Here is a 25,946-nt window from a genome sequence, read left to right on the forward strand (position 1 = left end):
CACGCCGTGTTCAGGGAGTCGATATGAGAAGAACCATCGCCGAGCAGCGACGCGCAACCCGGCAGGCCACACGCCGAAGGAACGGTCCGGTCGCTGACGCACGACGACAGCGGTAACTGACCGCATGGCACTTGCCCTCGTCATCCTGCTACCGCTGCTGGGCGCGGTGCTTCCTGCGCTTCGCCGTGGCGGCACGTCTCGGCAGCTCGCTTGCCTCGCCGCCCTGCCAGCCGTCTCGAGTTTCGCTCTGCTGCTGAGCTGGTTGCCGCGGGTCTCGAGCGGCGAGACCATCATTCGCGAGCTGACCTGGTTGCCCTCGCTGGGGTTGAACGTGGCCTTGCGCCTCGACGGCCTGGGTCTGCTGTTCGGCCTGGTGATTACCGGCATCGGCTGCCTGATCCTGCTCTATGCGCGCTATTACTTCGAAGGCAGCGCCTCGGCCGCGCGCTTCTACACGCTGATGCTGCTGTTCATGGCGGCCATGCTGGGGATCGTGCTGTCTGAAAACCTGCTGTTCATGCTGGTGTTCTGGGAACTGACCAGCCTGGTGTCGTTCCTGCTCATCGGTTTTCACAGCCACCACCATGCGTCCCGGCTGGGTGCCCGGATGTCGCTGGTGATCACCGGCGGCGGCGGGCTGCTGCTGCTGGGCGGCATCGTGCTGCTGGGTCAGGCCGCCGGCGGCTATGAACTCTCGACCATACTCGAGGCCGGCGACCGCATCCGCGCGCATGAGCACTACGCCCTGATGCTCAATCTGATCCTGCTCGGGGCCTTCACCAAGTCGGCCCAGTTCCCCTTCCACCTGTGGCTGCCCCACGCCATGACCGCGCCGACGCCGGTCTCCGCCTATCTGCACAGTGCCACCATGGTCAAGGCGGGGCTGTTCCTGCTCGCCCGGCTGCATCCGGCCCTCGCGGAGACCGACCTGTGGTTCCATCTGGTCACCCTGACCGGCATGCTGACGCTGATGGTGGGTGCCTTCGTGGCCATGTTCATGCACGACATGAAGGGGTTGCTGGCCTATTCCACGGTCTCGCACCTGGGGCTGATCATGCTGCTGCTGGGCCTGGGCACGCCCATGGCGGTGGCGGCGGCGCTCTTCCATCTGGTGTGCCATGCGCTGTTCAAGGCGCCGCTGTTCATGATGGCGGGTTACGTCGACCGCGCCACCGGAACCCGCGACATGCGCCACATCAACGGCATGTGGCGCTTCATGCCGGTGCTGATGGTGCTGTCGGCCATCCCCGCCGCCGCCATGGCCGGCCTGCCGCTGATGAGCGGCTACCTGAGCAAGAAGATGCTGTTCAGCGAGAGCCTGCTGGTGGCAACGCCCGCCTGGGCGACACTGGTGATTCCCGTCTGGGTGACCCTGGCGGGGCTGTTCTCGGTGGCATACTCGATTCGCATCTTCCATAACGTCTACTTCAACGGCAGGCCCGTCGACCTGCCCGTATGGCCGCCCAGGGAGCCCCGCCTGACAGCACTCACACCCATTGCCCTGCTGACTCTGGCCACGCTCTATGTGGGCCTGGCACCGACGGGTCTCTATGCCCATCTCGTCCACCCGGCGTTCGAGGCATCTCGACAGGCAGAACTCGCCGCCTACGACTTCGCGGTATTGGGCGGCGCCCTGCCCATGACCATGAGCCTCGTCGCGCTGGCGGGCGGCGCGCTCTTCTACCACATCCGCGATCCACTGTTTCGCCTACACGCCCAACTGCCCGAGGTGGATGCCAAGGAGATCTTCGACTGGATCATGCTGCGCATCATCACCCTCTCCCAGCAGCGCGTCTTCCAGCTCGAGAACGGTTCGCAGCAGCGCTACCTGACTTTCATCATGATCACCGTGGTGGTGCTGGTCGGCATGGAACTGCTCAGCGTGGCGCGCTGGAACGGCGGCATGGCGCTGGGACCGGTCGACCCACTGACCGTGCTGGCCGCCATCCTGTTGTGTCTGGCGGCCATCGGCGTGGTCGTGTTCCATCACTATCGGCTGCCGGCCCTGTTGCTGCTCGGGGTGACCGGGCTCTTCGTCACCGTCGCCTTCGCCCGCTTCTCGGCGCCGGATCTCGCCCTGACCCAGCTGATGGTGGAAGTGATGGCGGTGGTGATCATGATGCTGGCGCTCTCCTTCCTGCCCCAGCAGTCGCCCAGGGAGTCCTCGCGCAGGAGGATGACACGCGACCTCGCCATTGCCGGACTGATGGGCAGTGGCGTAGCGGCCTTCAGTTTCGCCATCCTGACCCGGCCGCAGCAGAGTATCTCCGACTTTTTCCTTGCCAACAGCCTGCCCGGCGGCGGCGGTACCAACGTGGTCAACGTCATCCTGGTAGATTTTCGCGGCTTCGATACCCTGGGCGAGATCACCGTGCTGGGTATCGCGGCGCTGGCGGTGTTCGCCTTTACTCGCGACCTGCACCTCAAGGAACGGGTGGTCGACACCAACCCCGGGCACTGGGTCGCCGAGCCGCATCCGATCATGCTCAGTGCCGTGGCCAGGCTGGTGCTGCCGGTCGCCCTGCTGGTCTCGGCCTATATCTTCCTGCGCGGCCACAACCTGCCCGGGGGTGGCTTCATCGCCGGGTTGATCACCGCCGTGGCACTGACCCTGCAATACATGGCGGGTGGACTGGTGTGGGCGCAGGCGCGCATGCTGACCGCCTTCCGACCGCTGATCGGTGCCGGCCTCCTGATCGCCGTGCTCACCGGCCTCGGTAGCTGGCTGTTCGGCTATCCGTTCCTTACCTCGGCCCATGGCCATCTGCACCTGCCGTTGATCGGCGACATCGAGCTGGCCACCGCCATGCTCTTCGATCTTGGCGTCTACGCCACCGTGGTCGGGGCAACGCTGTTGATACTGGCCAACCTCGGCAAGTTGATGACCGTGGCCGGCCCCGGCAAGGAGATCGGTTGATGGAGCTGATCTACGCGATAACTCTGGGCGTGCTGACCACCTGCGGGATCTACCTGGTGCTGCGGGCGCGCACCTTCACGGTCATCCTGGGGCTCACCCTGCTTTCCCACGCGGTCAACCTCTACCTGTTCGCCTCGGGCCGCCTGGTTGCCGGCGCGCCGGCCATCGTCGGCCTAAGCGAGCGCTCCGCGGACCCGTTGCCTCAGGCGCTGGTGCTGACCGCGATCGTCATCGGCTTCGCCATGACCGCCTTCGTGGTCGTGCTGGCACTCAAGGCGGCGGTGGAGCTGCGCAACGACCACGTCGACGGCGAGAACCCGGACGAGGACCGCGCATGAGCCACGCCCTGATTCTGCCGATACTGCTACCGCTGGTCACCGGGGCGGGCCAGCTGCTGCTCTACCGGCTGCCGTTCGGCGTGCAGCGCCTGATGGGCATCGCCAGTACCCTGGGCCTGGTGCTGTTGGGCCTCTGGGCCCTGGTCATGGCGGGCTCGGGGGAGTATCACCTCTACCACGCCGGCGACTGGCCCGCCCCCTTCGGCATCGTGCTGGTCCTGGACAGGCTCTCCGCCATCATGCTGGCACTTACCGCCGTGCTGGGGTTCTGCTGTCTGCTCTACGCCAGCAGCGGCGCCGACAGGCGTGGCGCGCACTTCCACGCCCTCTTCCAGTTTCAGTTGGCCGGCCTCAACGGCGCCTTCCTGACCGGCGACCTGTTCAACCTCTTCGTGTTCTTCGAGATTTTATTGATCGCCTCCTACGCCCTGCTGCTGCACGGCGGCGGCCGCGCCCGAAGCCGCGCCGGGCTGCACTACGTGATTATTAACCTGGCGAGCTCCGCACTGTTCCTGATCGCCCTGGGGACTCTCTACGGTTTAACGGGCACCCTCAACATGGCCGACCTGGCGTTGCGGGTGGCGGAGGCGCCACCGGAAGATGCGCCGCTGCTCGCCGCGGCCAGTCTGATTCTACTGGTCGTGTTCGGTATCAAGGCCGCCGTCCTGCCGCTGTTGTTCTGGCTGCCCCGCGCCTACTCTGCCTCCAGCGCACCGGTGGCCGCGCTCTTCGCCATCATGACCAAAGTGGGCATCTATGCCATTCTGCGCGTGTTCCTGCTGGTCTTCGCGCTGGGCGAGGCCCCGGTCAACGCAACCGCCTGGGGCTGGCTGTGGCCGCTGGCGCTGCTGACCCTGGCACTGGGCGGCGTCGGGGTGCTGGGCTCGAACAGCCTGCGCACCCTCACCGCCTATCTGGTGATCCTCTCGGTAGGGACCCTGCTGGCCACGATCAGCCTCGTCACTCCGGGCTCCCTCGGCGCCGCCCTCTTCTACCTGATCCACAGCACTGTCATGACCGCGGTGTTCTTCCTGCTGGCCGACCTGCTGGGCCGGCAGCGCGAGGCGGGCTACGACCGCTTCTCGGCGGTTGGCCCCATCGGGCATCGCTGGCTCCTGGGCACCCTGTTCTTCGTCGCCGGCATCGCCATGGTGGGCCTGCCACCGTTCAGCGGCTTCGTCAGCAAGGCCTGGATCCTCCAGGCCAGCGCGCAGGAGCCACAGGGGTTATGGCTGTGGGGCGTGCTGCTGGCCGCCGCGCTGCTGACCTTGATCGCCATCAGCCGTACCGGCAGCAACTGGTTCTGGCGTCCCGATGACATGGCCAGGCCATACCCGCTCGAGCGCGGCCCGCTGGCGCTGGTGTCTGCCATGGTCGGCCTCAACGGGCTGCTGGCGGCATTCGGCGAGCCGGTGATGGGCTATCTCGAACTGACCGCGGAGCAACTGCTCGATCCGCAGGCCTATATTGCCGCCGTGCTGCCGCAGGCCATCGCCTCGGCACAGGAGATCGCACCATGACGCCATCGCCGTTTCGCACCCGCCAGTTCTGGCTGCCGCATCCCCTGTTCTCGCTGTTCCTGGCACTGCTGTGGCTGCTGATGGTCAATGACTTCAGCGTGGGCCATGCCCTGCTGGGGTTGGCCCTGGGCGTGGTCATCCCCTTCGTGACCCACGCCTTCTGGGCCGAGGAGGCGAAAATCAAGCGCCCCCTGCCATTGCTGCGCTACCTGCTGGTACTGCTGGTGGACATCCTGCGCTCCAACCTGGTGGTGGCCCTGCGCATCCTGCGCCCCGCCCGACACCTGCAGCCTTGCTTCTTCCTCTACCCCTTGCGCCTGGACGATGACTTCGCCATCACCATCCTGGCCAGCACCATCTCACTGACGCCGGGCACCGTCTCGATCCACTACGATGCCAAGACCAATACCCTGCTGGTGCACGCCCTGCACCTGGAGGACGAGGCCGAAGCCATCGCCACCATTCGTGAACGCTACGAGCAGCCACTCGAGGAGATCTTCCGATGATCGCCATCGTCATCACGATCGCCATGACGCTCTTCGCCATCGCCGCCCTGCTCAATCTCTACCGCCTGGCCGTCGGCCCGGATATCGTCGATCGGATCCTGGCGCTGGACACCCTGATGATCAACAGCATCGCGCTGATCGTGCTGGCGGATATCCGGATGGGATTGGGCGTGCTGTTCGAGCTGGCGCTGCTGATTGCGCTGATGGGTTTCGTCAGTACCGTCGCCATGAGCAAGTACCTGCTGCGGGGGGATGTGATCGAATGACCAGCATCGACATGCCGGGGTTGCTGCAACTCATCGTCGCCGCCTTCCTGCTGTTCGGTGCCCTGGTGGCGCTGATCGGCTCCTGGGGGCTGGCCAAGCTGCCCGATTTCTACACTCGCCTGCACGGCCCCACCAAGGCCAGCACCCTGGGCGTCGGCTGCACGCTGATCGGGTCGCTGCTCTATTTCAGCTACCAGCAGGGCGGTGTCTCGTTCCAGGAGGCCTTGGTGACGATCTTCCTGTTCGTCACCGCCCCGGTCAGCGCCCACATGATGGGCAAGGCCGCACTGCGCCGCCGGCTTCCGGGCGTGACCCGCACGCGCAACATGCCCGACTTGTCCGAGAAATAGCGAGGCGAAGTTACGCCGAGGCGATCGGCCTGCCCACGCTGAGAGCCTCGACCAGGTCGGCGGGCAGTTCTCCGAAAGCCGCGTCGGGCTCGGCGCCGAGGCCGTCGAGAATGCGCGTAAAGAAGGCGCGCCCGGCCACCACGGCGACGATGTCGAAGATCTCCTCATCGGCGAACCCATGCGTCCGCAGCGCTTCGATATCCTCGGCGCCTACCTCCTGGGCGCGGCAGGCCACCTTGGCGGCGAAGGCCATCATCTTGCGCTCCGCCTCGCTGAGCGGCCCCGTTTCGCCCGCCACCATGGCCTGAGTTGCCTCCATGCCCATCAGCTCGGCGAGAACCTTGGCATGAGCCAGCGAGCAGTAGGAGTTGCCCAGGGCCCGGGCGGCGGCGAGCGTCACCAGCTCGTAGCGGTGCGCCTCCATGGGGCGTCGAATGGCCGCGATCAGCGCCGCCCAGCACTTCATCACCTCGGGGCGGTGACAGAAGACCCGGGCATAGTTGGGCAAGAACCCGAAATGAGCCTCCTGGCGCCGGTACATCTCCTTGACCTCGCCCTCGGCCTGTTCAGGCGAAATCGTCTCGATATAGCTCATGTCGGCATCTCCCGTGTCAGGCCGTGGCGGAGCGAGGGTGCAACCAGGCCGGCAACAGGAGCCGGGGGTCGATTCGCGCCTCGCGGTCGTAGTCGACACCACACGCCGCCAGGCGCTCTCCCAGGCTGCCGTCGTCCAGGGCCTCGAACAGCTCGCCGCAGCCTCCCAACGGCTCACCGCCGATGAAGATCTGCGGGATGGTGGGCGCCCCGGTTCGCTGCGCCAGCACCGGGCGCAGGCGCACGCCCATCTCGTCCTCCTGATAGGCAGGCGAATCGAGATCCACGCTCAGGTAATCAACCCCCAGCCGGGCGAAGAGCTTGCGCGCCGCCCAGCAGAACTCGCACCAGGCGAGGGAGAACATCACCACCGGCGCCTGGGCCAGACATTCTTCCAGCCTGCGCTCGGCCTCGGCATCCCGCCCCGTATCCGCCGGCTCGGCAACCCGTGGCACGCTGGCGGCAGCCGGACGTGGTGCGGGCACGTCGAAACGACAGCCCGGCGTCGAGCGCGACAGGGCCAGTTCCTCCTCGTTCATCTCGTCCCCGATGCCCTCGAACAGCGGCGTGGACTGGTAGCGCTCACCCGTGTCGGGCAGCATGCACACGACATGGCTGCCGGAAGGTGCCCGGCGTGCCACGTCCAGCGCTGCGGCCAGGGTCGCGCCGGCCGAGATACCGACGAAGATACCCTCCTTGCGGGCCAGCTCTCGGGCCAGGCGCAGCGCCTCTTCTCCCGCCACCGGCACGATCTCGTCCACCATGCCTGCTGCCACCGCCTGCTGGGTCAACGGCGAGATGAAATCCGGGCTCCAGCCCTGCATCAGGTGCGGGCGAAAACGCGGATGGCTGGCTCCCGCTGGCTGCGCCTCGCCGCTGCCCAGCAGCGGGGCGTTGTCGGGCTCGGCCACCACGATGCGGATGCGCGGATCGGCCGCCTTCAACACCCGGGAAACGCCCTTGAGCGTGCCGCCGGTGCCGAAGCCCGTCACCCAGGCATGAATCGGCTCGCCCTGGAAGTCGTCGAGGATCTCCCGCGCCGTGGTGCGGCTGTGTACTTCGGCATTGGCCTCGTTCTCGAACTGGCGACAGAGGAAGTAGCCATGCGCTTCGGCCAGCTCGATCGCCTTGGCCAGCATGCCGCTGCCCTTCTCGGAGGCCGGCGTGAGCACGACGCGGGCACCGAGGAAGCGCAACAGCCGGCGCCGCTCCAGGCTGAAGCTCTCGGCCATTGTCACCACCAGCGGGTAGCCCTTGCGCGCGCACACCATGGCCAGGCCGATGCCGGTATTGCCGCTGGTGGCCTCGATCACCGTCTGGCCCGGACGCAGCGCTCCGCTACGCTCGGCCGCCTCTATCACCGCCAGGGCCATGCGATCCTTCACCGAGCCCATGGGATTGAAGGCTTCCACTTTCAAATGCACGTTGACGTCCGGCGGCGCAAGCCGGGCAAGTCGCACCAGCGGCGTACGGCCGACGGTTTCCAGAATGCTGGCGTAGCGGGTCATGGTGAATCTCCTCGGGTGGCTATGCCGACAGGGTTGGCCCGCGCCGAGGAAGCGAGCGTGGAAGCCAGCGTGGTTTTTCACGGACTATACTTGAACCGTTCCCTACCACTGGGGCAGACGATGAACGCGCTGACCCTCAACCTGCTCGGCGACCTCGAAGTGATTCGAGACGGGCAGGTCTTGGCGCTGCCTCCCTCCCGCAAGACCCGCGCCCTGCTCGCCTACCTGGCGCTGCATACCCGCTCCCTGAGCCGCGAACACCTGTGCGACCTGTTATGGGAAATGCCCGACGATCCACGCGGCTCGCTGCGCTGGAGCCTGTCGAAGCTGCGCCGCCTGGTGGACACGCCGGGCCGCACCCGGTTGCGGGCCGATCGCAGCTTTGTGGGGCTCGACACCACGGATATCGACATCGATGTGGTTACCCTGCACGCGCTGCATGGCGAACGCCTGGAGACAGCCGATGTCGAGCGACTCGAACTCACCGCCGCTCGCTATCGCGGTCCCTTCCTGGAGGGCCTGGAGCTGGATCGCTTCGCCGACTTCCACGGCTGGTGCCTGGCAGAGCGCCAGACGGCCCTGCGCGCCCAGACGACCCTGCTCGCCGCCTTGGTCACGCGCCTGGCACATACCCCCGAGCGCGCCCTGCCCCATGCCCACGCCTGGGTAAGGATCGCCCCCTTCGACGAAACTGCCCGTGCCCGGCTGGTCAGCCTGTTGCTGGCGCTGCACCGCCCGCGCGAAGCCGAGCAACAGCTGCAACTCGGCGTGAGACTGATCCGCGAGGCGGGACTGCCGCTCAATGGCCAGTTGCTGCGTGCCTGGCGCGACACCAAACGACTTGCCGCCGCCACGCCAACGAATGCCGCCCCGGGGACGCAGTCCCTCCCTGCGGTTGGCGAACTGACGCTGCCGGACGGCGACACCCTGGAGGTGCTGCGCTGGGCGGCACTGCTTGCCCCCGCCGCCAGCCCGGCGACCTTGAGTCACGTCTCGGGGCTCGATACCAACCGTATCGGCGCGGCGCTGGAAGTCGCCGAACGACGCCATTGGCTCACCGCCGAAGGCGGCGAACTGCGCTTTACCCAGAGCGACATGGCCACCGAGCTTTATGCCGCGATCTCGCCGGCTCGGCGCCAAGCCATGCATCGACGCGTCGCCGAATGGCTGGCCGGGTCCCCGCTCACCGACCTGAGCCAGGCACAAGAGCTGACTCACCACGCCCAGGCCAGCGGCGATCTGGAGCTGGCCGCACGGGCAACCGTCGAGGCCGGACGCTTCTGCCTGAGGATTTGCGCCAACGAGCAGGCCCAGCACTATGCCCAACGCGGGTTGGCGCTGGCCGAAGAAATTGACGACATTCGACGCGTCTGCCTGGCTCTCGAGCTGCACGACGTGCTCTACCGTGCCGCCCCGCTGGCGGACTGGGACAACGGCGCCCGCGACGTGGTGGCCCTGGCCGAGCAGGCGCTGGAGCATGGTGCGCTGGCCCACGCGCGACTCGGCTATCAATTGGCGAGCCACATCCGCTGGGCTCACGGCCAGTGGAGCGATGCCCACGAAGAGACACTGCAGGCGGAACGTGCGATGCGCTGCAGCGAGGGGCGCGAGCAGGTCATCGCCATGGCCGAGACGGCTCGCTGCCTGGCCATGCTGGAACGCGACCTGGAGCAGGCGACCGAGCTGCTCGCCCAGGCTCGCGAGCAGGCCATCGAGCAGCGTCTCGCTCACCCTGCCATCCCCCTGGCCCAGGGCCTGCTCAGCCTGCACGAGGATCGCTTCGACACGGCCGAGGCCTACTTCAAGGAAGCTCGTACCCTGTGCAAGGCCATGGGCGATCGTCTGGGCGAGTTTCAGGCCCAGGAGATGCTGCTGCTGATGGACCTGGAGCGGGACGACTATGTCGGGGCGGGCAGGCACTGCAAGCAGCTGCGCGAACTTGGCGAACGCCTGCGCGATGGCAGCGAGGCCCCCTATGCCGCTGCCGCCGAGGCCCTGTGTCGCTACGCGCTGGAAGACGATCCCGACCCTTTCGGCGTCGCCCTGGTCACGCTGCGCCATGCCGACGCCCGCCATCGCCTGGCCGTGTTGTTGCTACAGGCGGCGCGCCTCGACCTGACTCGGGAACGGATCGAAAGCGCCCGCCAGCGAGCCGGCGAAGCCCTCGAGCATGCCAGGGTATTGGAGCGACGTACCGAACAGCTGCTAGCCCATGCCCTGCTGGCCGAGGCCGCTCGTCGCCGCGACGATGTCACCGAACGGCAGTACCACGCCCAGGCCGCCGAAGCGCTGGCCGAGGCGCCGGTAGCCGGCTGGGCCCGACGCCGCTGGCAAGCCCTGCGGGAACACCCCGCCGCGGAGGACGAAACGTGATCGATATCTTTCTGGAGCGGCGCTTCGACGCTCCCCTCGAATCGGCACTGGTGCGCTCGTTGACCGAGGCCGCCCAGCCCTGCTTCGACCTATACCGTATCGACTGGCAGGAGAGCTTCCTGGCACGCGATGGATGCCGACTGGTGTGCCATTTCCACGCCCCCGATCTCGAATCGGCACGCATCGGCCTGCGCCAGGCCGGCGCCGAAGTTAGTTCGATGTGGGGCGGCAGCCTGCACGACGCCCCCGCCCTCAGCGCCGCGGAGCTGGCCACTGCCAATGTCATGGTGGAGCGCCACTTCGGCGCCCCGGTGACTTTCCAGGCCATCCAGTCGCTGGAAGATGCCGGCGCGGCCTGCCTGCACAACCATCAAGTGCACTTCCTGCGCACCCTGTTCTCCTTCGACCGCCAGCGCATGCTCTGCCTCTATCGCGCGCCGGACGCCGAGTCGGTACGCCGGGCCCAGCACCAGGCCGGCATGCCGGTCAGCCGCATCTGGGCCTTCCAGCGTATCGCTCCCTCAGCGGATTCCACGCCACCAGCCTGAAAAACCACGCGCTCTCCCACGCTGGGTCCCACGCGACCCCGCGAATCTCGCAGCTGACCGCTAACGGTCAATCCTGACGAGACACAACGATAAAAGGAGAGCGTCAATGCACACCGCCACTCAACCGATCGACAATGGCGTCAACGTCACCGCCCTGCTGGGCGCTCGCGAGGCGCTGGCTCAGGCCCCCGCCGCCGCGCGCTTCACCTGGCGTGCACATTGCGACTGGGTCCGCGGCACTCACAGCCGGATTGCCATAGAGGACTTCCACGGCCTCGGCGAAACCCAGCAGCACCGCTCACGCTTCACCTTCGAGGCCGATCACCCCGAGGTGTTCGCCGCCGAAGACCATGGCCCCACCCCGGTGGAGTACGTACTGGTCGGCCTGGCCGCCTGCCTTACCGCGGGAGTGGCCGCCGTTGCCCAGCATCGCGGAATCCAGCTGCGCTCGGTCAAGGCCACGGTGGAGGGCGACATGGACATCCAGGGCATCCTCGGCATGGACCCCGAAGTGCGCAACGGCTTCGACGACATCCGCGTGAGGTTCGAGATCGATGCCGATGCCAGCCGTGCCGACATCGAGGCCCTGGTCGCCCAGTCGCAGAAACGCTCGGCGGTCTACGACCTGCTCACCAACCCCACCCACGTCAAGGTCGAGGTCAAGTGAAGACGGTCACCGCCGCGGTCGTCGGCGCCGGGCACGCCGGGCTGGCCATGAGCCACCACCTGGCCCGGCACGGCATCGACCACGTGATCCTGGAGCGCGGCGAGGTGGCCAATGCCTGGCGGCACCAGCGCTGGGACTCGCTGCACCTGCTCACGCCCAACTGGCAGACGCGGCTCCCAGGCCAGGCCTATGCCGGACAGGAGCCGCATGGCTTCATGGGCATGGCGGAACTGATCGGCTTTCTCGATGACTATGCACGGGGCCTCTCGGCCCCGCTGCATACCGGCACCGAGGTGGTCTCGGTGCGCCAGGCCGAGAATGGCTACCTTGTGGTCACGAATCAGGGCGACTGGCGCTGCCGGGCGGTGGTGATCGCCACCGGCGCCTGCCGGCTTCCCGTCGTGCCCGCCCTGGCCGCGGACCTGCCGCCCTGGGTCAACAGCCTGACACCCCTCGATTACCGCAACCCCGGCCAATTGGCTCCGGGTGGCGTGCTGGTAGTGGGTGCCTCGGCCACCGGCGTGCAGCTGGCCGACGAGATCCAGCGCAGCGGGCGGCCCGTGACGCTGGCCGTAGGCGAGCATCTGCGCTTGCCGCGGCGCTACCGCGGCCGCGATATCCAGTGGTGGCTGGAGCAGGCGGGGATGCTCGATCAGCGCTTCGACGAGGTGGAAGACCTGGCCCGTGTCCGGCGCCAGCCTTCGCCGCAGCTGCTGGGCAGCACCGAGCCGCTGGACCTGGACCTCAACGCCCTGGGCGAGCGCGGCGTCCGCCTGGTCGGGCGCCTCGTGGGCCTGGCCGGCACCCGGCTGCAGTTCTCCGGGTCGCTTGCGGTACACTGCCAGGCGGCGGACCTCAAGCTCGCCCGGCTGCTCGACAATCTCGATGCCTGGGCCAGCGTCCACGAATGTCACACTACCCTGCCCGCTCCGGAGCGCCCTGCGCCCACCCGGGTGCCTCAACACCCCTGTCTCGGGCTCGACCTGGCCGCCGGCGAGATCAAGACGGTGCTGTGGGCCACCGGCTTTCGCCCCGATTTCAGCTGGCTCGAGGTGCCGGTGTTCGATGCCCGAGGTCGTCTGCTACATGATGGCGGCGTAGTGGCGCCGGGTCTCTATGCCATGGGGCTGCCCTTCATGCGGCGACGCAAGTCGGGGGCCATCCACGGCGCCGACGACGATGCGCGAGAGCTCAGCGCTCACCTGGTCGCCTGGCTGGCCCGGGCGGGTCGACGCCACGCCAGCTTCGCCTGACGCATGACCAGCACAGAAGCCTGGTCGCTCGAACCGAGCGGCCGGGCTCTCATCCAGCCAGGCTTTCGCCAGCTGGCGACACTCAATCGAGGCGAAACAGCTCCCGCGGGGAGTGGTCCAGGATCACGCGCCGGTCATCCTCATCGCCGACCCACTCGGTCAGCCAGTCGAAGGTATTTCGGTAGCTGTGTTTGCCTTCATGGCGGGTCCAGGGCCAGTCGCTGCCCCACACCAGCCGCTCGCGCCCCAACGCTTCCAGTAGCGTTCGGACATGAGGTCGCAGATCAGCCACCGGCGATCGATACGGCGCCGACAGCTTGACCCAGGTGCGGCCGTAGCGGCCGGCCTCCAGCAGCAGGCGGAAACCGGCATCGGCGGCGGGGTCGGCCTCGACGGGCAGCCCCAGGTGATCGATCACCAGGGTGACGCCGTGCTCGTGCAGTGCGGGAAAGAGTTCGGGCAGGCGATCTCCCTCGAGGTGCAGCTCCAGGTGCCAGTCCAGCGCCTTCAACCGGTCGAGGAAATCGATCCATTGCGGATCGTTCAGGTCGGGCAGTTCGCGGCGCCGTTCGATGAGATTCCAGCGCACGCCGACGATGCCGGCCGCATCGAGCTTTCGCATCTCGGTCAGGCTGGCCTCCTTGGGCAGCTGCACCACTCCACGGTAGCTTCCCCCCAGTTCGTCGAGGATCCGCAGCAGCTCACGATTGTCGTGGCCGAGGAAGCTCGGCTGCACCAACACGCCACCACGCAGCTCGCATGCCTCCAGATATGCCTGCCACTCATGCAGTGGCGCCGGCCGTGACGGACGATAGTTTGAGCCCTCTATCTCATCCACCTGCGGATAGACGTGGGCGTGACAGTCATATCCTTGTTTCACTTTGGCCCCCACCCTGGTTTCCTCATCCTGGCTTCCTCTCCCTGGTTTTCCTACCCGAGCCTCCCCATCACCTGGCCCTTGGCTGAATACTCGAGGATGCCTTGCTTAGACTTATGTCTAGTTCTCTAGAGAACTGGTTGACTAGAAGTATACACTGGTCTTTAGTGACAGCAACAAGACAGTGAATCCAGGAGATCGAACCCATGTGTGCATCGCGCATGCCCCAAGCCGACGGGCGCCTTCCCCTCTATGCCCGGCTGCGCGACCAGTTGGCGTCGCGGATCGCCAATGGCGAGTGGTCACCGGGGGACACGATCCCCTCGGAGAACCGGCTGGCCGAGGAGTACGGCGTGGCACTGGCCACCATGCGCATGGCACTAAAGCAACTGGTCGACGAAGGCCTGCTGGAGCGTCGCCGCGGCACCGGCACCTTCGTCAAGCAGCCGGCGTTTCGCGCCGACCTGTTCCGCTTCTTCCACGTGCACGACGCCGACGATCCCGACGGCTCCATGATTCCGGAGAGCCGCATTCTCAGCCGCGAGGAGGTCGAAACGCCTGCCGAGGTCCGGCTGGCATTCGGCGAGCCGGAAACGACACGCTGCCTCAAGCTCGAGCGCGTTCGCCTGTGGTCCGGCGAACCGATGCTGTTCGAGGAGGTTTACCTGCGCCTGCCCGATTTCGAGGGGCTGCTGGCGCTCGATCCCAAGGACATGGGACCGCTGCTCTACCCCGTTTTCCTCCAGGAATTCGGGATTCTCATTACGTCGGCGACAGATGAGCTTTCATTCGGCACCGCCACCCAGGCAAGCGCCAGGCACCTTGAACTGCCTGCCAACTCGCCAGTTGCCGTCATCGAGCGCATCGCGCGCAACCCTGTGGGTCGCGTCATTGAATATCGCCGCGTGCATGGCCGACCCGAACGCTTCCGCTATCGCGTCACCCTTGGCGAACACAACGCCTGAAGCGGGCCTCGATGCCCGCCCCCATGTCCCAACGACTCCAACGACAGGTACGACAAATGAAAACCACGCTGCTCCTCACCACTGCTACCGTTTCGGCCCTTGCCTTCACCCCGGCCATGGCCGAGTATCCGGAGCGTCCCATCGAGCTCATCGTGCCGGCACCCGCAGGCGGCGGCACCGACAACGTGGCACGCATGCTCAACCAGTATCTCGAGGAGGAACTGGGCCAGCCCGTCGCCGTGCTCAACGTGGCGGGTGGCGGCGGCGCCATCGGCGTCAACCAATTCTCCCGTGCGCGTCCCGATGGCTATACCCTGCTTTCCACCTGGAACAGCCCCATCACCACGGTGCCGCACATGCAGCGCGTGCAGTACTCCTACGAGACGCTGACTCCCATCACCAGCACCTCCCAGAGCGCCTACACCCTCTGTGTCGCGCCTGATTTCCCGGCCGAAAGCGGCGAGGAGTTCCTTGCCGAGCTTCAAGCCAACCCTGGCAAGTACACCTATGGCAACGATGGCGTCGGCGGCACCATGCGCCTGGCGGCGGAGCGGATCTTCGAAGCCTACGACATCACCGCCCGCCCGATTCCCTTTGGCGGTGCCGGCGAGACCCTGCAGAACTTCCTCGGCGGCCACGTCGACATCTACGGCGGCTCCATCACCCCGGTGCTGCCCTATGTGGAAGAAGGCCAGGCCAAGTGCCTGCTGGTGACCTCCGCCGACGACAACGAGGCCCTGCCCCAGGCATCCGGCCTCGCCGCCCTGGGTCATCCCGAGCTCGAGACCGTGCTCTGGCGCATGATGCTGGGTCCGGAAGGCATGGAGGAAGAGCGCGCCGAAGCAGTCGCCGATGCCGTGGCCCGCGCCGTGGAGCACCCTGAGTTTCAGGAATTCCTCTCCGCCCAGGGCGAAACCCTCAACCTGGTGCGCGGCGAAGCACTGCGCGAGCGCCTGGAGCAGGAAACCCAGGCCATCGGCGAGACGTTGGAAAACCTCGGCCTCAAGCAACAGTAACCGGCAAAGGCATCGATAAGACCATGAACTACAGAGATCTCTTCTCTGGCATTGCCTTCCTCATCATTGGCGTAAGCACCGTCTGGATGGGGAAAGGCTTCTTTGCCGATGCCGCCTACGTTCCCATCGGGGTCGGCACCCTGATGGGCGCGTTCTCCCTGCCGCTGATCTGGCGAGGCATGAAAAGCGTGCTGGCCGCGCGCACCACGACCGATGCCACCGCCGGCAGTCATATGACGACCCAGCCTGCTCCCGCTCTGGTCGACCATCCGGGACGCTTCTCGGTGACGCTAGGCTGTTCCCTGGTGTACTACGCGACCCTGCCGATCGTCGGTTTCTACACCACCAGCGCCCTGTTCATCACGCTGCTGGCGGTGCTGCTGGGAGAGCGGCGACCCGCCGTGATAGCGGGCATCACCCTGGGCTTCATCACGCTGCTGTACGCCCTGTTCGCCGTGGTGCTCAAGCGCCCACTGCCCGTCGAGTTCTTCCTCGCTTCCTAGATAGGGCCCAGCTCATGTTCGAATCGCTCCTGAATGCACTCCCGGTGGCCCTGCAGTTCGGCTCGCTGATCAGCCTGTTCGTCGGCACGCTGATTGGCATCCTGATCGGCGCGCTGCCCGGCCTGAACCCGGTCATGGCCATTGCCCTGATGCTGCCGCTGACCTACGGCTTCGATCCCATCATTGCCCTGGGGCTGGTCGCAGGGATCTACAACGGCTCCATGTACGGCGGCGCCATTCCCGCCATCCTGCTCAACATTCCCGGCACGCCTGCCGCCATCGCCACCACTTTCGACGGCTACCCGATGACGCGCAAGGGCGAGGGTGGGCTGGCCCTGAAGACGGCCTGCTGGTCGTCCGCCATCGGCGGTATCGTCAGCGCCCTGGCCCTGATGACACTGGCCCCAATGCTGGCCAAGGTAACCCTGGCGTTCGGCCCCGCGGAGTACTTCTGGGTGGCCGTATTCGGCCTCGTCAGTATTGCCGTGCTGGTGGGCAAGGATGTGAGCAAGGGGATGCTCAGCGCCCTGCTCGGCGTCATCATAGGCCTGGTGGGCATCGACACCATCAGCGGTGAAGAGCGCTTCACGTTTGATTCGCTCTACCTGTCAGGCGGCTTCGAGCTGCTCATCGTGCTGATCGGGCTGTATGCCGTGCCGCCAGTGCTCGAGATGGCGGAAAAGCGCAACGAATCCTACTTCGACAGCGACAGTTTCCGCGCCAAGCCGAGCGGCGGCAGCCTGGGCCTGCTGCGCCGCCACTGGCGTACCTGGAGCCGTTCGTCGCTGATAGGTGTGGCCGTGGGCATCCTGCCGGGCGCCGGCGGCAACCTGGCCGCCCTGCTCAGCTATAACGAGGCCAAGCGCAAGGCGCCGGACCCCGAGTCCTTCGGCAGCGGCAACCCGGTCGGCGTCGCCGCGGCGGAGTCCGGCAACAGCGCCGACAACGCGGCGGCCATGATCCCCTCGCTGACGCTGGGCATTCCCGGCAACCTGGTCGCGGCACTGGTACTGGGCGCGCTGATGATCCATGGCCTGCAGCCCGGCCCACAGCTGTTCACCCGCTCCCCCGACGTGGTGTTCGGTTTCATGTGGCAGATGCTGCTGACGGCCATGCTGTTGTTGCTGCTCGGCGGCATGGTGGCGACGCGCCTGTTCGCCCAGGTGCTGCGCATGCCCTCCGCCCTGCTGGTTCCCACTACCCTGGTCCTGATGGCGGTAGGCGTGTACACCGTGAACGGCAACGTCACCGATCTCTATGTCATGCTGGCCTTCGGCCTGGCCGGCTACCTGCTCAACCGGCTCGGCTTCCCGCTGGCGCCCGTGGTGCTGGGCGTGCTGCTGGGCCCCATGGCTGAGCAGAACTTCCGCTTGACCATGTTGATCGCCCAGAACGACTGGACGGTGCTGTTCAGCCGCCCCATATCGCTGGGCATCATTGCCCTGCTGGCCGTGGTGCTACTCTCGCAGCTGTGGAAGGCACTGCGCCAGCGGCGCCAATCGCAGTATCAAGGCTCTTGACTCTCAAGAAGGCTCGGAGGCAGCTTCCAACCCCATCAGCAGTCCTGCCAGCTCATTGGCCACGAAGCGCGTCTCGACGCACTCGTCGAGATGCCCCGCCGCGAAGCTCAAAAAGCCCAACGCGGCATGAGGCAGGCGGCGATCGCGGCGCACGATAAACTGCCAGTGGCTCTCGATGGGGAAATCTGCCACCGGCAGGATCGCAATATCAGGGTGCTCCGGCGGTAGCACGTGCTCGGAGAGCACGGCCAGCCCCATGCCGGCAGCGACGCCGACGCGAATGGCTTCGTTACTGGCCATTTGCAAGGTGGGCCCCAGCGACAAGCCGTGCTCCTGCAGCCAGCTCTCGAACATCATGCGCGTCGCCGAGCCCGGTTCGCGCAGCAGGAAGCGCTCTTCCAGCAATTCACCCATGCCGATGCGCTCGCGCTGTGCCAGCGGATGCCCCTGCGGGGCCACAACCACCAGCGGATTGCGCAGGAAACGCCCGGCCAGGGCATGCGCCAGGGACGGCGGGTGGCTGAACACGTAGAGATCGTCGTCCTGGCGCTCGAAACGCGTCAGCATCTGGCGGCGGTTCCCCACGTGGAGAGTCACGTCGACGTCGGGAAAGGCGTGACTGTATGGCCCGAGCAGGCGTGGCAGCACGTACTGGGCGGTATTGACCAGGGCAATGCTGAAGCGGCCACGCTTACCGCCACGCAGCGCCTCCAGATAGTCCTCGAAGTCGTCGAAGCGGCTCAGCACCTCACGGCTGGCGCGATAAAGCTCGCGCCCCGCCTCGGTGGTGTTCAACCGCCCATGGCCGCTCTGCAGCAGCGGCTCGCCCACTGCCTCTGCCAGACGTCGCAGCTGCTGCGACACCGTAGGCTGGGTCAGGTGGAGTTGGCGCGCCGCCTCGCTGACAGAGCCGCTGCGCACCACGGCAACATAGACCTGCAGCAGACGAAACGTCAGGTGGCGAACGTTCATTACTTGGCTCCGGCTCAACGCATAGACGATTCACTATAGCATGCCCAGTTACATTCTATTGGAATCAATATCCGTTACTCCTCACAATCCGCGACTATCCTGCCAGTGCATCTCCAGCAAGAAGAGAGACCCATGCCCGATATCGTCGTGATGTTCTTTCTGCTCGGCCTGCTTGCCGGGCTGGTCAAGTCCGACCTCAACATACCCAAGGCCGCCTACGACACCCTGAGCCTGCTGCTGATGCTGACCATCGGCCTCAAGGGTGGCATGTCGCTTTACGGCAATCTTCATTGGTCGCTGATTCCGGAACTGCTCGGCGTAGCGGCCCTGGGCGGCCTGATTCCCCTAGCCCTGATGCCGGTGTTGCGCCGCCTGGTAAGACTCTCGGCGGCAGACAGCGCCAGCATCGCCGCCCACTACGGCTCGGTCAGCGCCGGTACCTTTGCCGTGGCGCTGGCTTTCGCCGAGGGGCGCAACCTGATCATTGGCGCCGAAGTCACCCTCTATCTGGTGATGCTGGAACTGCCGGCCATCATGGTCGCCATCGCGTTGTACCGGCGCCACGCCGGCAAGAACTCCGGCGAGGCCATGCAGGGCATCTGGCACGAGACCCTGACCAACCGCGGCGTGATCCTGCTGGCCGGCGGGGCGGTGATCGGCGCCATGTACGGCCCCGGCGAGGGAGCCAAGGTCACCGAGCTGTTCATGGGCGCCTTCCATGCAGTACTGGCCCTGTTCTTGCTGCAGATGGGCCTGACCGCAGCGGACACCCTGCGCCCCATCCCCTGGTTCCATTGGCGGCTGCTCACCTTCGCCCTGGTCGCGCCGCTGGTGCTCTCACTGGTCGGGATGTCGGTCGGCCTGTTGCTTGGCCTGCCCACCGGCTCGGTGCTGATCCTCACGGCGCTGACGGCCAGTGCGTCGTACATCGCCGCGCCGGCGGCCATGCGTACCGCCATTCCGGAGGCCAACATCGGCCTGGCGATGCTCGCCTCCCTCGGCTTCACTTTCCCACTCAACGTGATCGTCGGCATTCCGCTGTATCACCAGATCATCGAATGGATCGCCCTCTAGGCGATCCGTTGCCACAGGGCACCATCGGGGCTTCCCGGTGGCGCCCTGCTGTGGCTCACGGCCCCTGCCCCTCGTTGTTCGACATTCGTAGAACGCGCCAAAGCTGCACTTTACGTTAACGTCAACCTCGCCTAGTCTTGTAGCATCTTGACGACTCTGCGGGATCGCGACTGCTTGCCCGCATCACCCGACAGCTGGTCTACCACTGACACTAGGGAGTTCCGCCGCCATGTTCACGTCCTACAAGCCCCTCGACTTCGGCCTCGACGACGAACTCAACATGCTGCGCGATCAGGTAAACGCCTTCGCCCGCGACGAGATCGCGCCACGCGCCGCCGAGATCGACGAGAAGAACGAGTTCCCCAACGACCTGTGGCGGAAGTTCGGCGACATGGGCCTGCTCGGCATCACCGTGCCTGAGGAGGACGGCGGTACCGGCATGGGGTATCTCGCCCACTGCATCGCCATGGAGGAAATCTCAAGGGCCAGCGCCTCGGTGGGCCTCTCCTACGGCGCCCACTCCAACCTGTGCGTGAACCAGCTCAAGATCAACGCCAATGCCGAGCAGAAGGCCAAGTACCTACCCAAGCTGATCAGCGGCGAGCATGTCGGTGCGCTGGCCATGTCCGAGCCGGGCGCCGGTTCCGACGTGGTCTCGATGAAGCTGCGTGCACGGCGTGAAGGCGACCACTACGTGCTCAACGGCAACAAGATGTGGATCACCAACGGTCCCGACGCCGACGTGCTGGTGGTCTACGCCAAGACCGACCCGGACGCCGGTTCCAAGGGCATCACCGCCTTCATCATCGAGAAAGGCATGCCCGGTTTCTCCACCGCGCAGAAGCTCGACAAGCTGGGCATGCGCGGCTCCAACACCTGCGAACTGGTGTTCCAGGACTGCGAAGTGCCGGTCGAGAACGTGCTGGGTGACGAAGGCAAGGGCGTGCGCGTGCTGATGAGCGGCCTGGACTACGAGCGTACCGTACTCGCCGCCGGCCCCATCGGCATCATGCAGGCGGCCATGGACGTCGTCGTGCCCTACATTCACGAGCGCAAGCAGTTCGACCAGTCCATCGGCGAGTTCCAGCTGGTGCAGGGCAAGATCGCCGACATGTACACCACGCTGAACGCCTGCCGCGCCTATCTCTATGCCGTGGCAGCCGGTTGCGACCGCGGCCAGACCTCGCGCAAGGACGCCGCCGGGGTGATTCTCTACTGTGCGGAGAAGGCCACCCAAGTGGCGCTGGATGCCATCCAGCTGCTCGGCGGCAACGGCTATATCAACGAGTACCCCACCGGCCGCCTGCTGCGCGACGCCAAGCTCTACGAGATCGGCGCCGGCACCAGCGAGATTCGCCGCATGCTGATCGGCCGTGAAATCTTTGCCGAGTCGAAATAAGGGGAACCCATGGCTACCTTGACGACACAAGTCAATCCGCGCAGCGACGGCTTCCAGGCCAACGACAAGGCCATGCGCCACGAGGTGATGAAGCTGCGCGAGCTGACCGCGGCGATCAGCCAGGGCGGTGGCGAGAAGGCCCGCACCCGCCACGAGAGCCGTGGCAAGCTGTTCGTGCGCGACCGCATCGACCACCTGATCGACGAAGGTTCGCCGTTCCTCGAGTTCTCGGCGCTGGCCGCCCACGAGGTCTACGAGAGCGACGTACCCGCTGCCGGCGTGGTCACCGGTATCGGCCGCGTCTCGGGCGTCGAGTGCGTGATCGTCGCCAATGACGCTACCGTCAAGGGCGGTACCTACTACCCGCTGACGGTGAAGAAGCACATCCGCGCCCAGGAGATCGCCCGCAAGCACCGCCTGCCGTGCATCTACCTGGTCGACTCCGGCGGCGCCTTCCTGCCGCGCCAGGACGAAGTGTTCCCCGACCGCGAACACTTCGGCCGCATCTTCTACAACCAGGCCACCCTCTCCGCCGAAGGCATTCCGCAGATCGCCGTGGTGATGGGCTCGTGCACCGCCGGCGGCGCCTACGTGCCGGCCATGGCCGACGAATCGATCATCGTCAAGCAGCAGGGCACCATCTTCCTCGGCGGCCCGCCGCTGGTGAAGGCCGCCACCGGCGAGAGCATCAGCGCCGAGGACCTGGGCGGTGCCGACGTGCACGCCAAGAAGAGCGGCGTGGCCGACCATTACGCCGAGAACGATGCCCACGCCCTACAGCTCGCCCGCGCCTGCGTGTCGCGGCTGAACTGGCAGAAGCGCGGCCAGCTAAAGATGCAGGAGCCGAGGCCGCCCAAGCTCGACCCCAGCGAGATCTACGGCATCGTCGGCACCGACCTCAAGAAGCCGTTCGACGTGCGCGAAGTGATCGGCCGCATCGTCGACGACTCCGACTTCGACGAATTCAAGCGCTACTACGGCGACACCCTGGTCACCGGCTTTGCTCACATCCACGGCTACCCGGTGGGCATCGTCGCCAACAACGGCGTGCTGTTCTCCGAATCCGCGGTGAAGGGTGCCCACTTCATCGAGCTGTGCGCCCAGCGCAAGATCCCGCTGGTGTTCCTGCAGAACATCACCGGCTTCATGGTCGGCTCCAAGTACGAGCACGAAGGTATCGCCAAGCACGGCGCCAAGCTCGTCACCGCCGTGGCCTGCGCCAAGGTTCCCAAGTTCACCGTGCTGATCGGCGGCAGCTTCGGCGCCGGCAACTACGGCATGTGCGGACGCGCCTACGACCCCAATTTGCTGTTCATGTGGCCCAACGCGCGCATCTCGGTGATGGGCGGCGAACAGGCTGCCGGCGTGCTGGCCCAGGTCAAGCGCGAGCAGTACGAGCGCGAAGGCCGCGAGTGGAGCAAGGAAGAGGAAGAAGCCTTCAAGCAGCCCACCCGTGAGCAGTACGAGCATCAGGGCCACCCCTACTACGCCAGCGCGCGGCTGTGGGACGACGGCGTAATCGACCCGGCCCAGACCCGCGACGTGCTGGGGCTGTCGCTCGCCGCCGCCATGAATGCCGAGGTTCAAGAGACGCGCTTCGGCGTATTTAGAATGTAAACGGCCTCACGGCCTGAAGGGTAACCGGCGTTAGCGGCGCCGGGGGCAGAAACAAGCGAAGCTCATTTTTCAGGAATAGAAAAATGGAGCGCCCAGGGAAGGGTTTACAGCGTCTTCGCGTTTTCTGCCTGCGGAGAGCCGCGGGAAGCCACCCAGAACCGAATTCATGAGGCAGTGAAATGGCAATTACCTATTCACAGCTAAGCATTGACGATCGCGGCGTCGCCCGGCTGACGCTGAACCGCCCCGAGGTGCACAACGCCTTCGACGACAGCCTGATCGCCGAGCTTAACGAGCACCTCGACAAGCTCCACGACGCCGCCCGCCACGGTGAGGTGCGCGTGGTGGTGCTGGGCTCCGAGGGCAAGAGCTTCTCCGCCGGCGCTGACCTGAACTGGATGAAGCGCATGGTCGAGTACGACTTCGAGGGCAACCTGGCCGATTCGCGCAAGCTCTCGCAGCTGATGCATGGGTTGGACACCCTCCCTTGCCCCACCGTATGCCGCGTGCAGGGCGCTGCCTTCGGTGGCGCCGTGGGCCTGGCCGCCTGCTGCGACATCGTGATCGCTTCCGAGAAGGCCAAGTTCTGCCTCTCCGAGGTGAAAATCGGCCTTTCCCCGGCGGTGATCAGCCCCTACGTGCAGCGCGCCCTGGGCGCGCGCCAGATGCGCCGCTTCGCGCTGACCGCCGAGGTGATCGACGCCGACCAATCTCTGGAACTGGGCCTGGCCCACCAGATCGTCGGCCACGACCACATCGACGAGGCGGTCGAAGGGATGATCGCGACGTTGCTGGCCGGCTCGCCCCAGGCCCAGCGCGCCACCAAGGCGCTGCTGGCCGAAGTGGCCCGCGACTCCGACAGCAAGGCCACCCGCGAGCATACCTGCCGTGTGATCAGCGAGCTGCGCGTGAGCGCCGAAGGTCAGGAAGGCCTCGCCAGCTTCTTCGAGAAGCGCCGCCCCGCCTGGGCCGACGACAACACGAATTCCTCGGAGCGCCGCTCATGAGTCAGAACGATTCCCGCACCACGCCCTTCGACACCCTGCTGGTGGCCAACCGCGGCGAGATCGCCTGCCGCGTGATGCGTACCGCCCGCGCCATGGGCCTGCGCACCGTGGCCGTGTACTCGGATGCCGACGCCAACGCCCGCCACGTGCGCGAGGCCGACGAGGCCGTGCGCCTGGGCCCGGCCGCCGCCCGCGAGAGCTACCTTAAGGTGGAAGCGGTGGTGGAAGCCGCCAAGCGCACCGGCGCCGGCGCCATTCACCCCGGCTACGGCTTCCTCTCCGAGAACGGCGCCTTCGTCGAAGCGCTGGACGCTGCCGGCATCACCTTCGTCGGCCCGCCCGCCTCGGCGATTGCCGCCATGGGCGACAAGTCCGCCGCCAAGGCGCGCATGGCCAACGCTGGCGTGCCGCTGGTGCCGGGCTACCACGGCGACGACCAGGACGACGCCCTGCTCAAAGCCGAGGCCGACAAGATCGGCTACCCGGTGCTGCTCAAGGCCAGTGCCGGCGGTGGCGGCAAGGGCATGCGCGTGGTCGAAGCCCCTGAGCAGTTCCAGGCCGCACTGGACGGCTGCCGGCGTGAGTCCCAGGCCGCCTTCGGCGACACCCGCATGCTGATCGAGAAGTACCTGACCCAGCCGCGTCATGTCGAGGTTCAGGTGTTCTGCGACAGCCACGGCAACGGCGTCTACCTGTTCGAGCGCGACTGCTCCGTGCAGCGCCGCCACCAGAAAGTGCTCGAGGAAGCCCCCGCGCCCGGCATGACCGCCGAGCTGCGTCGCGAGATGGGCGAAGCTGCCGTTCGCGCCGCCAAGGAGATCGGCTACGTCGGCGCCGGTACCGTCGAGTTCCTGCTCGACAAGGACGGCTCGTTCTACTTCATGGAGATGAACACCCGCCTGCAGGTGGAGCACCCCGTCACCGAGATGATCACCGGCCAGGATCTGGTCGAGTGGCAGCTGCGCGTGGCCATGGGCGAAGCTCTTCCGCTCCAGCAGGACGAGCTGACCATCACCGGCCACAGCTTCGAGGCGCGCCTCTACGCCGAAGACCCAGAGCAGGACTTCCTGCCCGCCACCGGCAAGCTGGAGCGCTTCTCCATGGACCTCAAGGGAGCCGGACTCGACCCGCGCCAGGTGCGCCTGGACAGCGGCGTGGAAACCGGCGACGCGGTCTCCATGCACTACGACCCGATGCTCGCCAAGCTGATCGTCCATGGCGATGACCGCGAGCAGGCCCTGGCCACCCTCAACCGGGCACTGGCGGCGCTGGACGTGCAGGGCGTGGTGACCAACCGCGCCTTCCTGCAACGGCTGGCCACGCACCCCGCGTTCCGCAACGCGGAGCTGGACACCCGCTTCATCGAGAAGAACGAAGCTACCCTCTTCGCCCCCAAGCAGTACAGCACCGAAGAGTACGCTGGCGCCGCGCTGATCGGCCTCAACCAGCTCGCCCGTGAGTGCGAGAGCGACTCGCCGTGGGACCGCCACGACGGCTTCCGCCTCAACGCCCCGCACACCATCCGCATCTCGCTTTGCGATCCTGCCCACGTGCAGGACGAAGCGAGCGTGGTGGTGGTCGAAGGCACCCGTGCCAGCGGCGCCGACCCGTGGGACCTGACCATCGGCGCCGAGACCCTCACTGCCCGCCTGCAGCACCTGGAAGGCGACGCCGTGGCCGTCACCCTCAATGGCCACCGACGCCGCCTGCAGGCCCGCCGCGACGGCAACGTCGTGGTGATGGTCGACCCGCGCGGCGAAACCCGCCTGTTCTGGCGCCGCATCGACGCCATCGACCACGGCCACCACGAAGCCGAATCGACTCTCACCGCGCCGATGCATGGCACCGTGGTCGCGCTGCTGGTGGAAGCCGGTCAGAAGGTGGAGAAAGGCATGCCGCTGATGGTCATGGAAGCCATGAAGATGGAACACACCATGACCGCCCCCGCCGACGGCCACGTGGAAAGCTTCCACTTCAACGCGGGAGACACCGTGGGACAGGGCGACGTGCTGCTCGAGTTCGCCCCGGTAGAGTAACAGTAGCCATGGCGAGCGGCGCCGGGGACAGGTCGTAGAGGGGGTCCGATGCCAGGGATGGCATCGGTAGCGCCCAAGGATGGGTTTACAGCGCCCCCTCGGAGACCTGTCGACGGTTCA

The 25,946-nt window shown here is 66.4% G+C and carries 23 protein-coding genes; 19 read left to right on the plus strand and 4 right to left on the minus strand.

Annotation, left to right across the window (positions count from 1 at the left end; translation table 11 throughout):
• Window positions 1-124: 124 nt before the first annotated feature.
• From HNO53_RS11980 to HNO53_RS12005, 6 genes are read left to right on the plus strand one after another with little or no spacing between them, the layout of a single operon-like run.
• The gene (locus HNO53_RS11980) at window positions 125-2,917 is read left to right on the plus strand and encodes a monovalent cation/H+ antiporter subunit A (protein ID WP_209472341.1); all 2,793 of its coding nucleotides are present in this window, start codon (window positions 125-127) and stop codon (window positions 2,915-2,917) included.
• Window positions 2,917-3,255 (plus strand): Na+/H+ antiporter subunit C, encoded by a 339-nt coding sequence (locus HNO53_RS11985; protein ID WP_209472342.1) that lies wholly within the window; start codon window positions 2,917-2,919, stop codon window positions 3,253-3,255. Before HNO53_RS11980 ends, HNO53_RS11985 begins: the two co-directional genes overlap by 1 nt.
• Window positions 3,252-4,775 carry a monovalent cation/H+ antiporter subunit D gene (locus HNO53_RS11990; protein WP_209472343.1) on the plus strand — a complete coding sequence of 508 codons (1,524 nt, stop codon included), beginning with the start codon at window positions 3,252-3,254 and terminating at the stop codon, window positions 4,773-4,775. The genes HNO53_RS11985 and HNO53_RS11990 overlap by 4 nt, the downstream gene beginning before the upstream one ends.
• A complete protein-coding gene (locus HNO53_RS11995; protein WP_209472344.1) occupies window positions 4,772-5,281 on the plus strand; it encodes a Na+/H+ antiporter subunit E in 510 nt (169 codons plus the stop codon). The genes HNO53_RS11990 and HNO53_RS11995 overlap by 4 nt, the downstream gene beginning before the upstream one ends.
• On the plus strand, window positions 5,278-5,547 hold the full coding sequence (locus tag HNO53_RS12000; RefSeq protein ID WP_209472345.1) for a K+/H+ antiporter subunit F: 270 nt from the start codon (window positions 5,278-5,280) through the stop codon (window positions 5,545-5,547). Before HNO53_RS11995 ends, HNO53_RS12000 begins: the two co-directional genes overlap by 4 nt.
• Window positions 5,544-5,897 carry a Na+/H+ antiporter subunit G gene (locus HNO53_RS12005; protein ID WP_240549148.1) on the plus strand — a complete coding sequence of 118 codons (354 nt, stop codon included), beginning with the start codon at window positions 5,544-5,546 and terminating at the stop codon, window positions 5,895-5,897. Before HNO53_RS12000 ends, HNO53_RS12005 begins: the two co-directional genes overlap by 4 nt.
• Before the next feature lie 10 nt (window positions 5,898-5,907).
• On the opposite strand, the gene HNO53_RS12010 is transcribed toward HNO53_RS12005, so the two are convergent.
• Together HNO53_RS12010 and cysK are read right to left on the minus strand one after the other, a co-directional pair.
• Window positions 5,908-6,492 carry a peroxidase-related enzyme gene (locus HNO53_RS12010; protein WP_209472346.1) on the minus strand — a complete coding sequence of 195 codons (585 nt, stop codon included), beginning with the start codon at window positions 6,490-6,492 and terminating at the stop codon, window positions 5,908-5,910.
• Window positions 6,493-6,508: 16 nt separating this feature from the next.
• Complete coding sequence (gene cysK / locus HNO53_RS12015; protein WP_209472347.1) at window positions 6,509-7,999, minus strand: cysteine synthase A; 1,491 nt, start codon at window positions 7,997-7,999, stop codon at window positions 6,509-6,511.
• 120 nt (window positions 8,000-8,119) lie between these two features.
• Here cysK and HNO53_RS12020 point away from each other — a divergent pair, with 120 nt between their 5' ends.
• The 4 genes from HNO53_RS12020 to HNO53_RS12035 all read left to right on the plus strand — a co-directional run bounded on the left by HNO53_RS12020 (window position 8,120) and on the right by HNO53_RS12035 (window position 12,840).
• Window positions 8,120-10,372 carry an ATP-binding protein gene (locus tag HNO53_RS12020; RefSeq protein WP_209472348.1) on the plus strand — a complete coding sequence of 751 codons (2,253 nt, stop codon included), beginning with the start codon at window positions 8,120-8,122 and terminating at the stop codon, window positions 10,370-10,372.
• Entirely contained in the window at window positions 10,369-10,920 is a 552-nt protein-coding gene (locus tag HNO53_RS12025; protein ID WP_209472349.1) for a DUF4242 domain-containing protein, read from the plus strand. The genes HNO53_RS12020 and HNO53_RS12025 overlap by 4 nt, the downstream gene beginning before the upstream one ends.
• Before the next feature lie 106 nt (window positions 10,921-11,026).
• Window positions 11,027-11,587, plus strand: a complete 561-nt coding sequence (locus tag HNO53_RS12030) for an OsmC family protein (protein ID WP_209472350.1) — start codon at window positions 11,027-11,029, stop codon at window positions 11,585-11,587.
• On the plus strand, window positions 11,584-12,840 hold the full coding sequence (locus HNO53_RS12035; RefSeq protein ID WP_209472351.1) for an NAD(P)-binding domain-containing protein: 1,257 nt from the start codon (window positions 11,584-11,586) through the stop codon (window positions 12,838-12,840). The genes HNO53_RS12030 and HNO53_RS12035 overlap by 4 nt, the downstream gene beginning before the upstream one ends.
• A gap of 82 nt (window positions 12,841-12,922) precedes the next feature.
• On the opposite strand, the gene HNO53_RS12040 is transcribed toward HNO53_RS12035, so the two are convergent.
• Entirely contained in the window at window positions 12,923-13,720 is a 798-nt protein-coding gene (locus HNO53_RS12040) for an amidohydrolase family protein (protein WP_209472352.1), read from the minus strand.
• A 203-nt stretch (window positions 13,721-13,923) separates the two neighbouring features.
• Between HNO53_RS12040 and HNO53_RS12045 the strand changes: the two genes are divergently transcribed.
• Genes HNO53_RS12045 through HNO53_RS12060 form a run of 4 tightly spaced genes read left to right on the plus strand, consistent with a single transcriptional unit; the run spans window position 13,924 to window position 17,721 of the window.
• Window positions 13,924-14,682, plus strand: coding sequence for a GntR family transcriptional regulator (locus HNO53_RS12045; protein WP_209472353.1), 759 nt, complete (start codon window positions 13,924-13,926; stop codon window positions 14,680-14,682).
• Window positions 14,683-14,738: 56 nt separating this feature from the next.
• Complete coding sequence (locus HNO53_RS12050; RefSeq protein WP_209472354.1) at window positions 14,739-15,698, plus strand: Bug family tripartite tricarboxylate transporter substrate binding protein; 960 nt, start codon at window positions 14,739-14,741, stop codon at window positions 15,696-15,698.
• 23 nt (window positions 15,699-15,721) lie between these two features.
• On the plus strand, window positions 15,722-16,201 hold the full coding sequence (locus HNO53_RS12055; RefSeq protein WP_209472356.1) for a tripartite tricarboxylate transporter TctB family protein: 480 nt from the start codon (window positions 15,722-15,724) through the stop codon (window positions 16,199-16,201).
• 14 nt (window positions 16,202-16,215) lie between these two features.
• Entirely contained in the window at window positions 16,216-17,721 is a 1,506-nt protein-coding gene (locus HNO53_RS12060; protein ID WP_209472358.1) for a tripartite tricarboxylate transporter permease, read from the plus strand.
• A 3-nt stretch (window positions 17,722-17,724) separates the two neighbouring features.
• Here HNO53_RS12060 and HNO53_RS12065 read toward each other — a convergent pair whose 3' ends face one another.
• Window positions 17,725-18,693, minus strand: a complete 969-nt coding sequence (locus tag HNO53_RS12065) for a LysR family transcriptional regulator (protein WP_209472360.1) — start codon at window positions 18,691-18,693, stop codon at window positions 17,725-17,727.
• A gap of 132 nt (window positions 18,694-18,825) precedes the next feature.
• On the opposite strand from HNO53_RS12065, the gene HNO53_RS12070 reads away from it, so the two are divergent.
• From HNO53_RS12070 to HNO53_RS12090, 5 genes are all read left to right on the plus strand, one after another.
• Window positions 18,826-19,767: a sodium-dependent bicarbonate transport family permease gene (locus tag HNO53_RS12070; RefSeq protein ID WP_209472362.1), complete on the plus strand. Its 942-nt coding sequence runs from the start codon at window positions 18,826-18,828 to the stop codon at window positions 19,765-19,767.
• A 229-nt stretch (window positions 19,768-19,996) separates the two neighbouring features.
• Window positions 19,997-21,166, plus strand: coding sequence for an isovaleryl-CoA dehydrogenase (locus tag HNO53_RS12075; protein WP_209472364.1), 1,170 nt, complete (start codon window positions 19,997-19,999; stop codon window positions 21,164-21,166).
• Window positions 21,167-21,175: 9 nt separating this feature from the next.
• Window positions 21,176-22,783 (plus strand): carboxyl transferase domain-containing protein, encoded by a 1,608-nt coding sequence (locus HNO53_RS12080; RefSeq protein ID WP_209472366.1) that lies wholly within the window; start codon window positions 21,176-21,178, stop codon window positions 22,781-22,783.
• A 179-nt stretch (window positions 22,784-22,962) separates the two neighbouring features.
• The gene (locus HNO53_RS12085; protein ID WP_420827838.1) at window positions 22,963-23,790 is read left to right on the plus strand and encodes an enoyl-CoA hydratase-related protein; all 828 of its coding nucleotides are present in this window, start codon (window positions 22,963-22,965) and stop codon (window positions 23,788-23,790) included.
• The gene (locus HNO53_RS12090) at window positions 23,787-25,826 is read left to right on the plus strand and encodes an acetyl/propionyl/methylcrotonyl-CoA carboxylase subunit alpha (protein ID WP_209472368.1); all 2,040 of its coding nucleotides are present in this window, start codon (window positions 23,787-23,789) and stop codon (window positions 25,824-25,826) included. Before HNO53_RS12085 ends, HNO53_RS12090 begins: the two co-directional genes overlap by 4 nt.
• Window positions 25,827-25,946 lie beyond the last annotated feature (120 nt).

The organism is Billgrantia antri, assembly GCF_017868935.1.
GTDB classification, from domain to species: Bacteria; Pseudomonadota; Gammaproteobacteria; order Pseudomonadales; family Halomonadaceae; genus Halomonas; species Halomonas antri.

Bases quoted from the DNA above. Each gene is read 5' to 3' on its own strand.
- HNO53_RS12045 (WP_209472353.1), top strand. From the start codon at position 13,924: ATGTGTGCATCGCGCATGCCCCAAGCCGACGGGCGCCTTCCCCTCTAT.
- HNO53_RS12070 (WP_209472362.1), top strand. From the start codon at position 18,826: ATGCCCGATATCGTCGTGATGTTCTTTCTGCTCGGCCTGCTTGCCGGG.
- HNO53_RS11990 (WP_209472343.1), top strand. From the start codon at position 3,252: ATGAGCCACGCCCTGATTCTGCCGATACTGCTACCGCTGGTCACCGGG.
- HNO53_RS12055 (WP_209472356.1), top strand. From the start codon at position 15,722: ATGAACTACAGAGATCTCTTCTCTGGCATTGCCTTCCTCATCATTGGC.
- HNO53_RS12005 (WP_240549148.1), top strand. From the start codon at position 5,544: ATGACCAGCATCGACATGCCGGGGTTGCTGCAACTCATCGTCGCCGCC.
- HNO53_RS12010 (WP_209472346.1), bottom strand. From the start codon at position 6,492: ATGAGCTATATCGAGACGATTTCGCCTGAACAGGCCGAGGGCGAGGTC.
- HNO53_RS11980 (WP_209472341.1), top strand. From the start codon at position 125: ATGGCACTTGCCCTCGTCATCCTGCTACCGCTGCTGGGCGCGGTGCTT.
- HNO53_RS12020 (WP_209472348.1), top strand. From the start codon at position 8,120: ATGAACGCGCTGACCCTCAACCTGCTCGGCGACCTCGAAGTGATTCGA.
- HNO53_RS12085 (WP_420827838.1), top strand. From the start codon at position 22,963: ATGGCAATTACCTATTCACAGCTAAGCATTGACGATCGCGGCGTCGCC.
- HNO53_RS12080 (WP_209472366.1), top strand. From the start codon at position 21,176: ATGGCTACCTTGACGACACAAGTCAATCCGCGCAGCGACGGCTTCCAG.
- HNO53_RS12000 (WP_209472345.1), top strand. From the start codon at position 5,278: ATGATCGCCATCGTCATCACGATCGCCATGACGCTCTTCGCCATCGCC.
- HNO53_RS12050 (WP_209472354.1), top strand. From the start codon at position 14,739: ATGAAAACCACGCTGCTCCTCACCACTGCTACCGTTTCGGCCCTTGCC.
- HNO53_RS12060 (WP_209472358.1), top strand. From the start codon at position 16,216: ATGTTCGAATCGCTCCTGAATGCACTCCCGGTGGCCCTGCAGTTCGGC.
- HNO53_RS12030 (WP_209472350.1), top strand. From the start codon at position 11,027: ATGCACACCGCCACTCAACCGATCGACAATGGCGTCAACGTCACCGCC.
- HNO53_RS11985 (WP_209472342.1), top strand. From the start codon at position 2,917: ATGGAGCTGATCTACGCGATAACTCTGGGCGTGCTGACCACCTGCGGG.
- HNO53_RS12065 (WP_209472360.1), bottom strand. From the start codon at position 18,693: ATGAACGTTCGCCACCTGACGTTTCGTCTGCTGCAGGTCTATGTTGCC.
- cysK (WP_209472347.1), bottom strand. From the start codon at position 7,999: ATGACCCGCTACGCCAGCATTCTGGAAACCGTCGGCCGTACGCCGCTG.
- HNO53_RS12090 (WP_209472368.1), top strand. From the start codon at position 23,787: ATGAGTCAGAACGATTCCCGCACCACGCCCTTCGACACCCTGCTGGTG.
- HNO53_RS11995 (WP_209472344.1), top strand. From the start codon at position 4,772: ATGACGCCATCGCCGTTTCGCACCCGCCAGTTCTGGCTGCCGCATCCC.
- HNO53_RS12075 (WP_209472364.1), top strand. From the start codon at position 19,997: ATGTTCACGTCCTACAAGCCCCTCGACTTCGGCCTCGACGACGAACTC.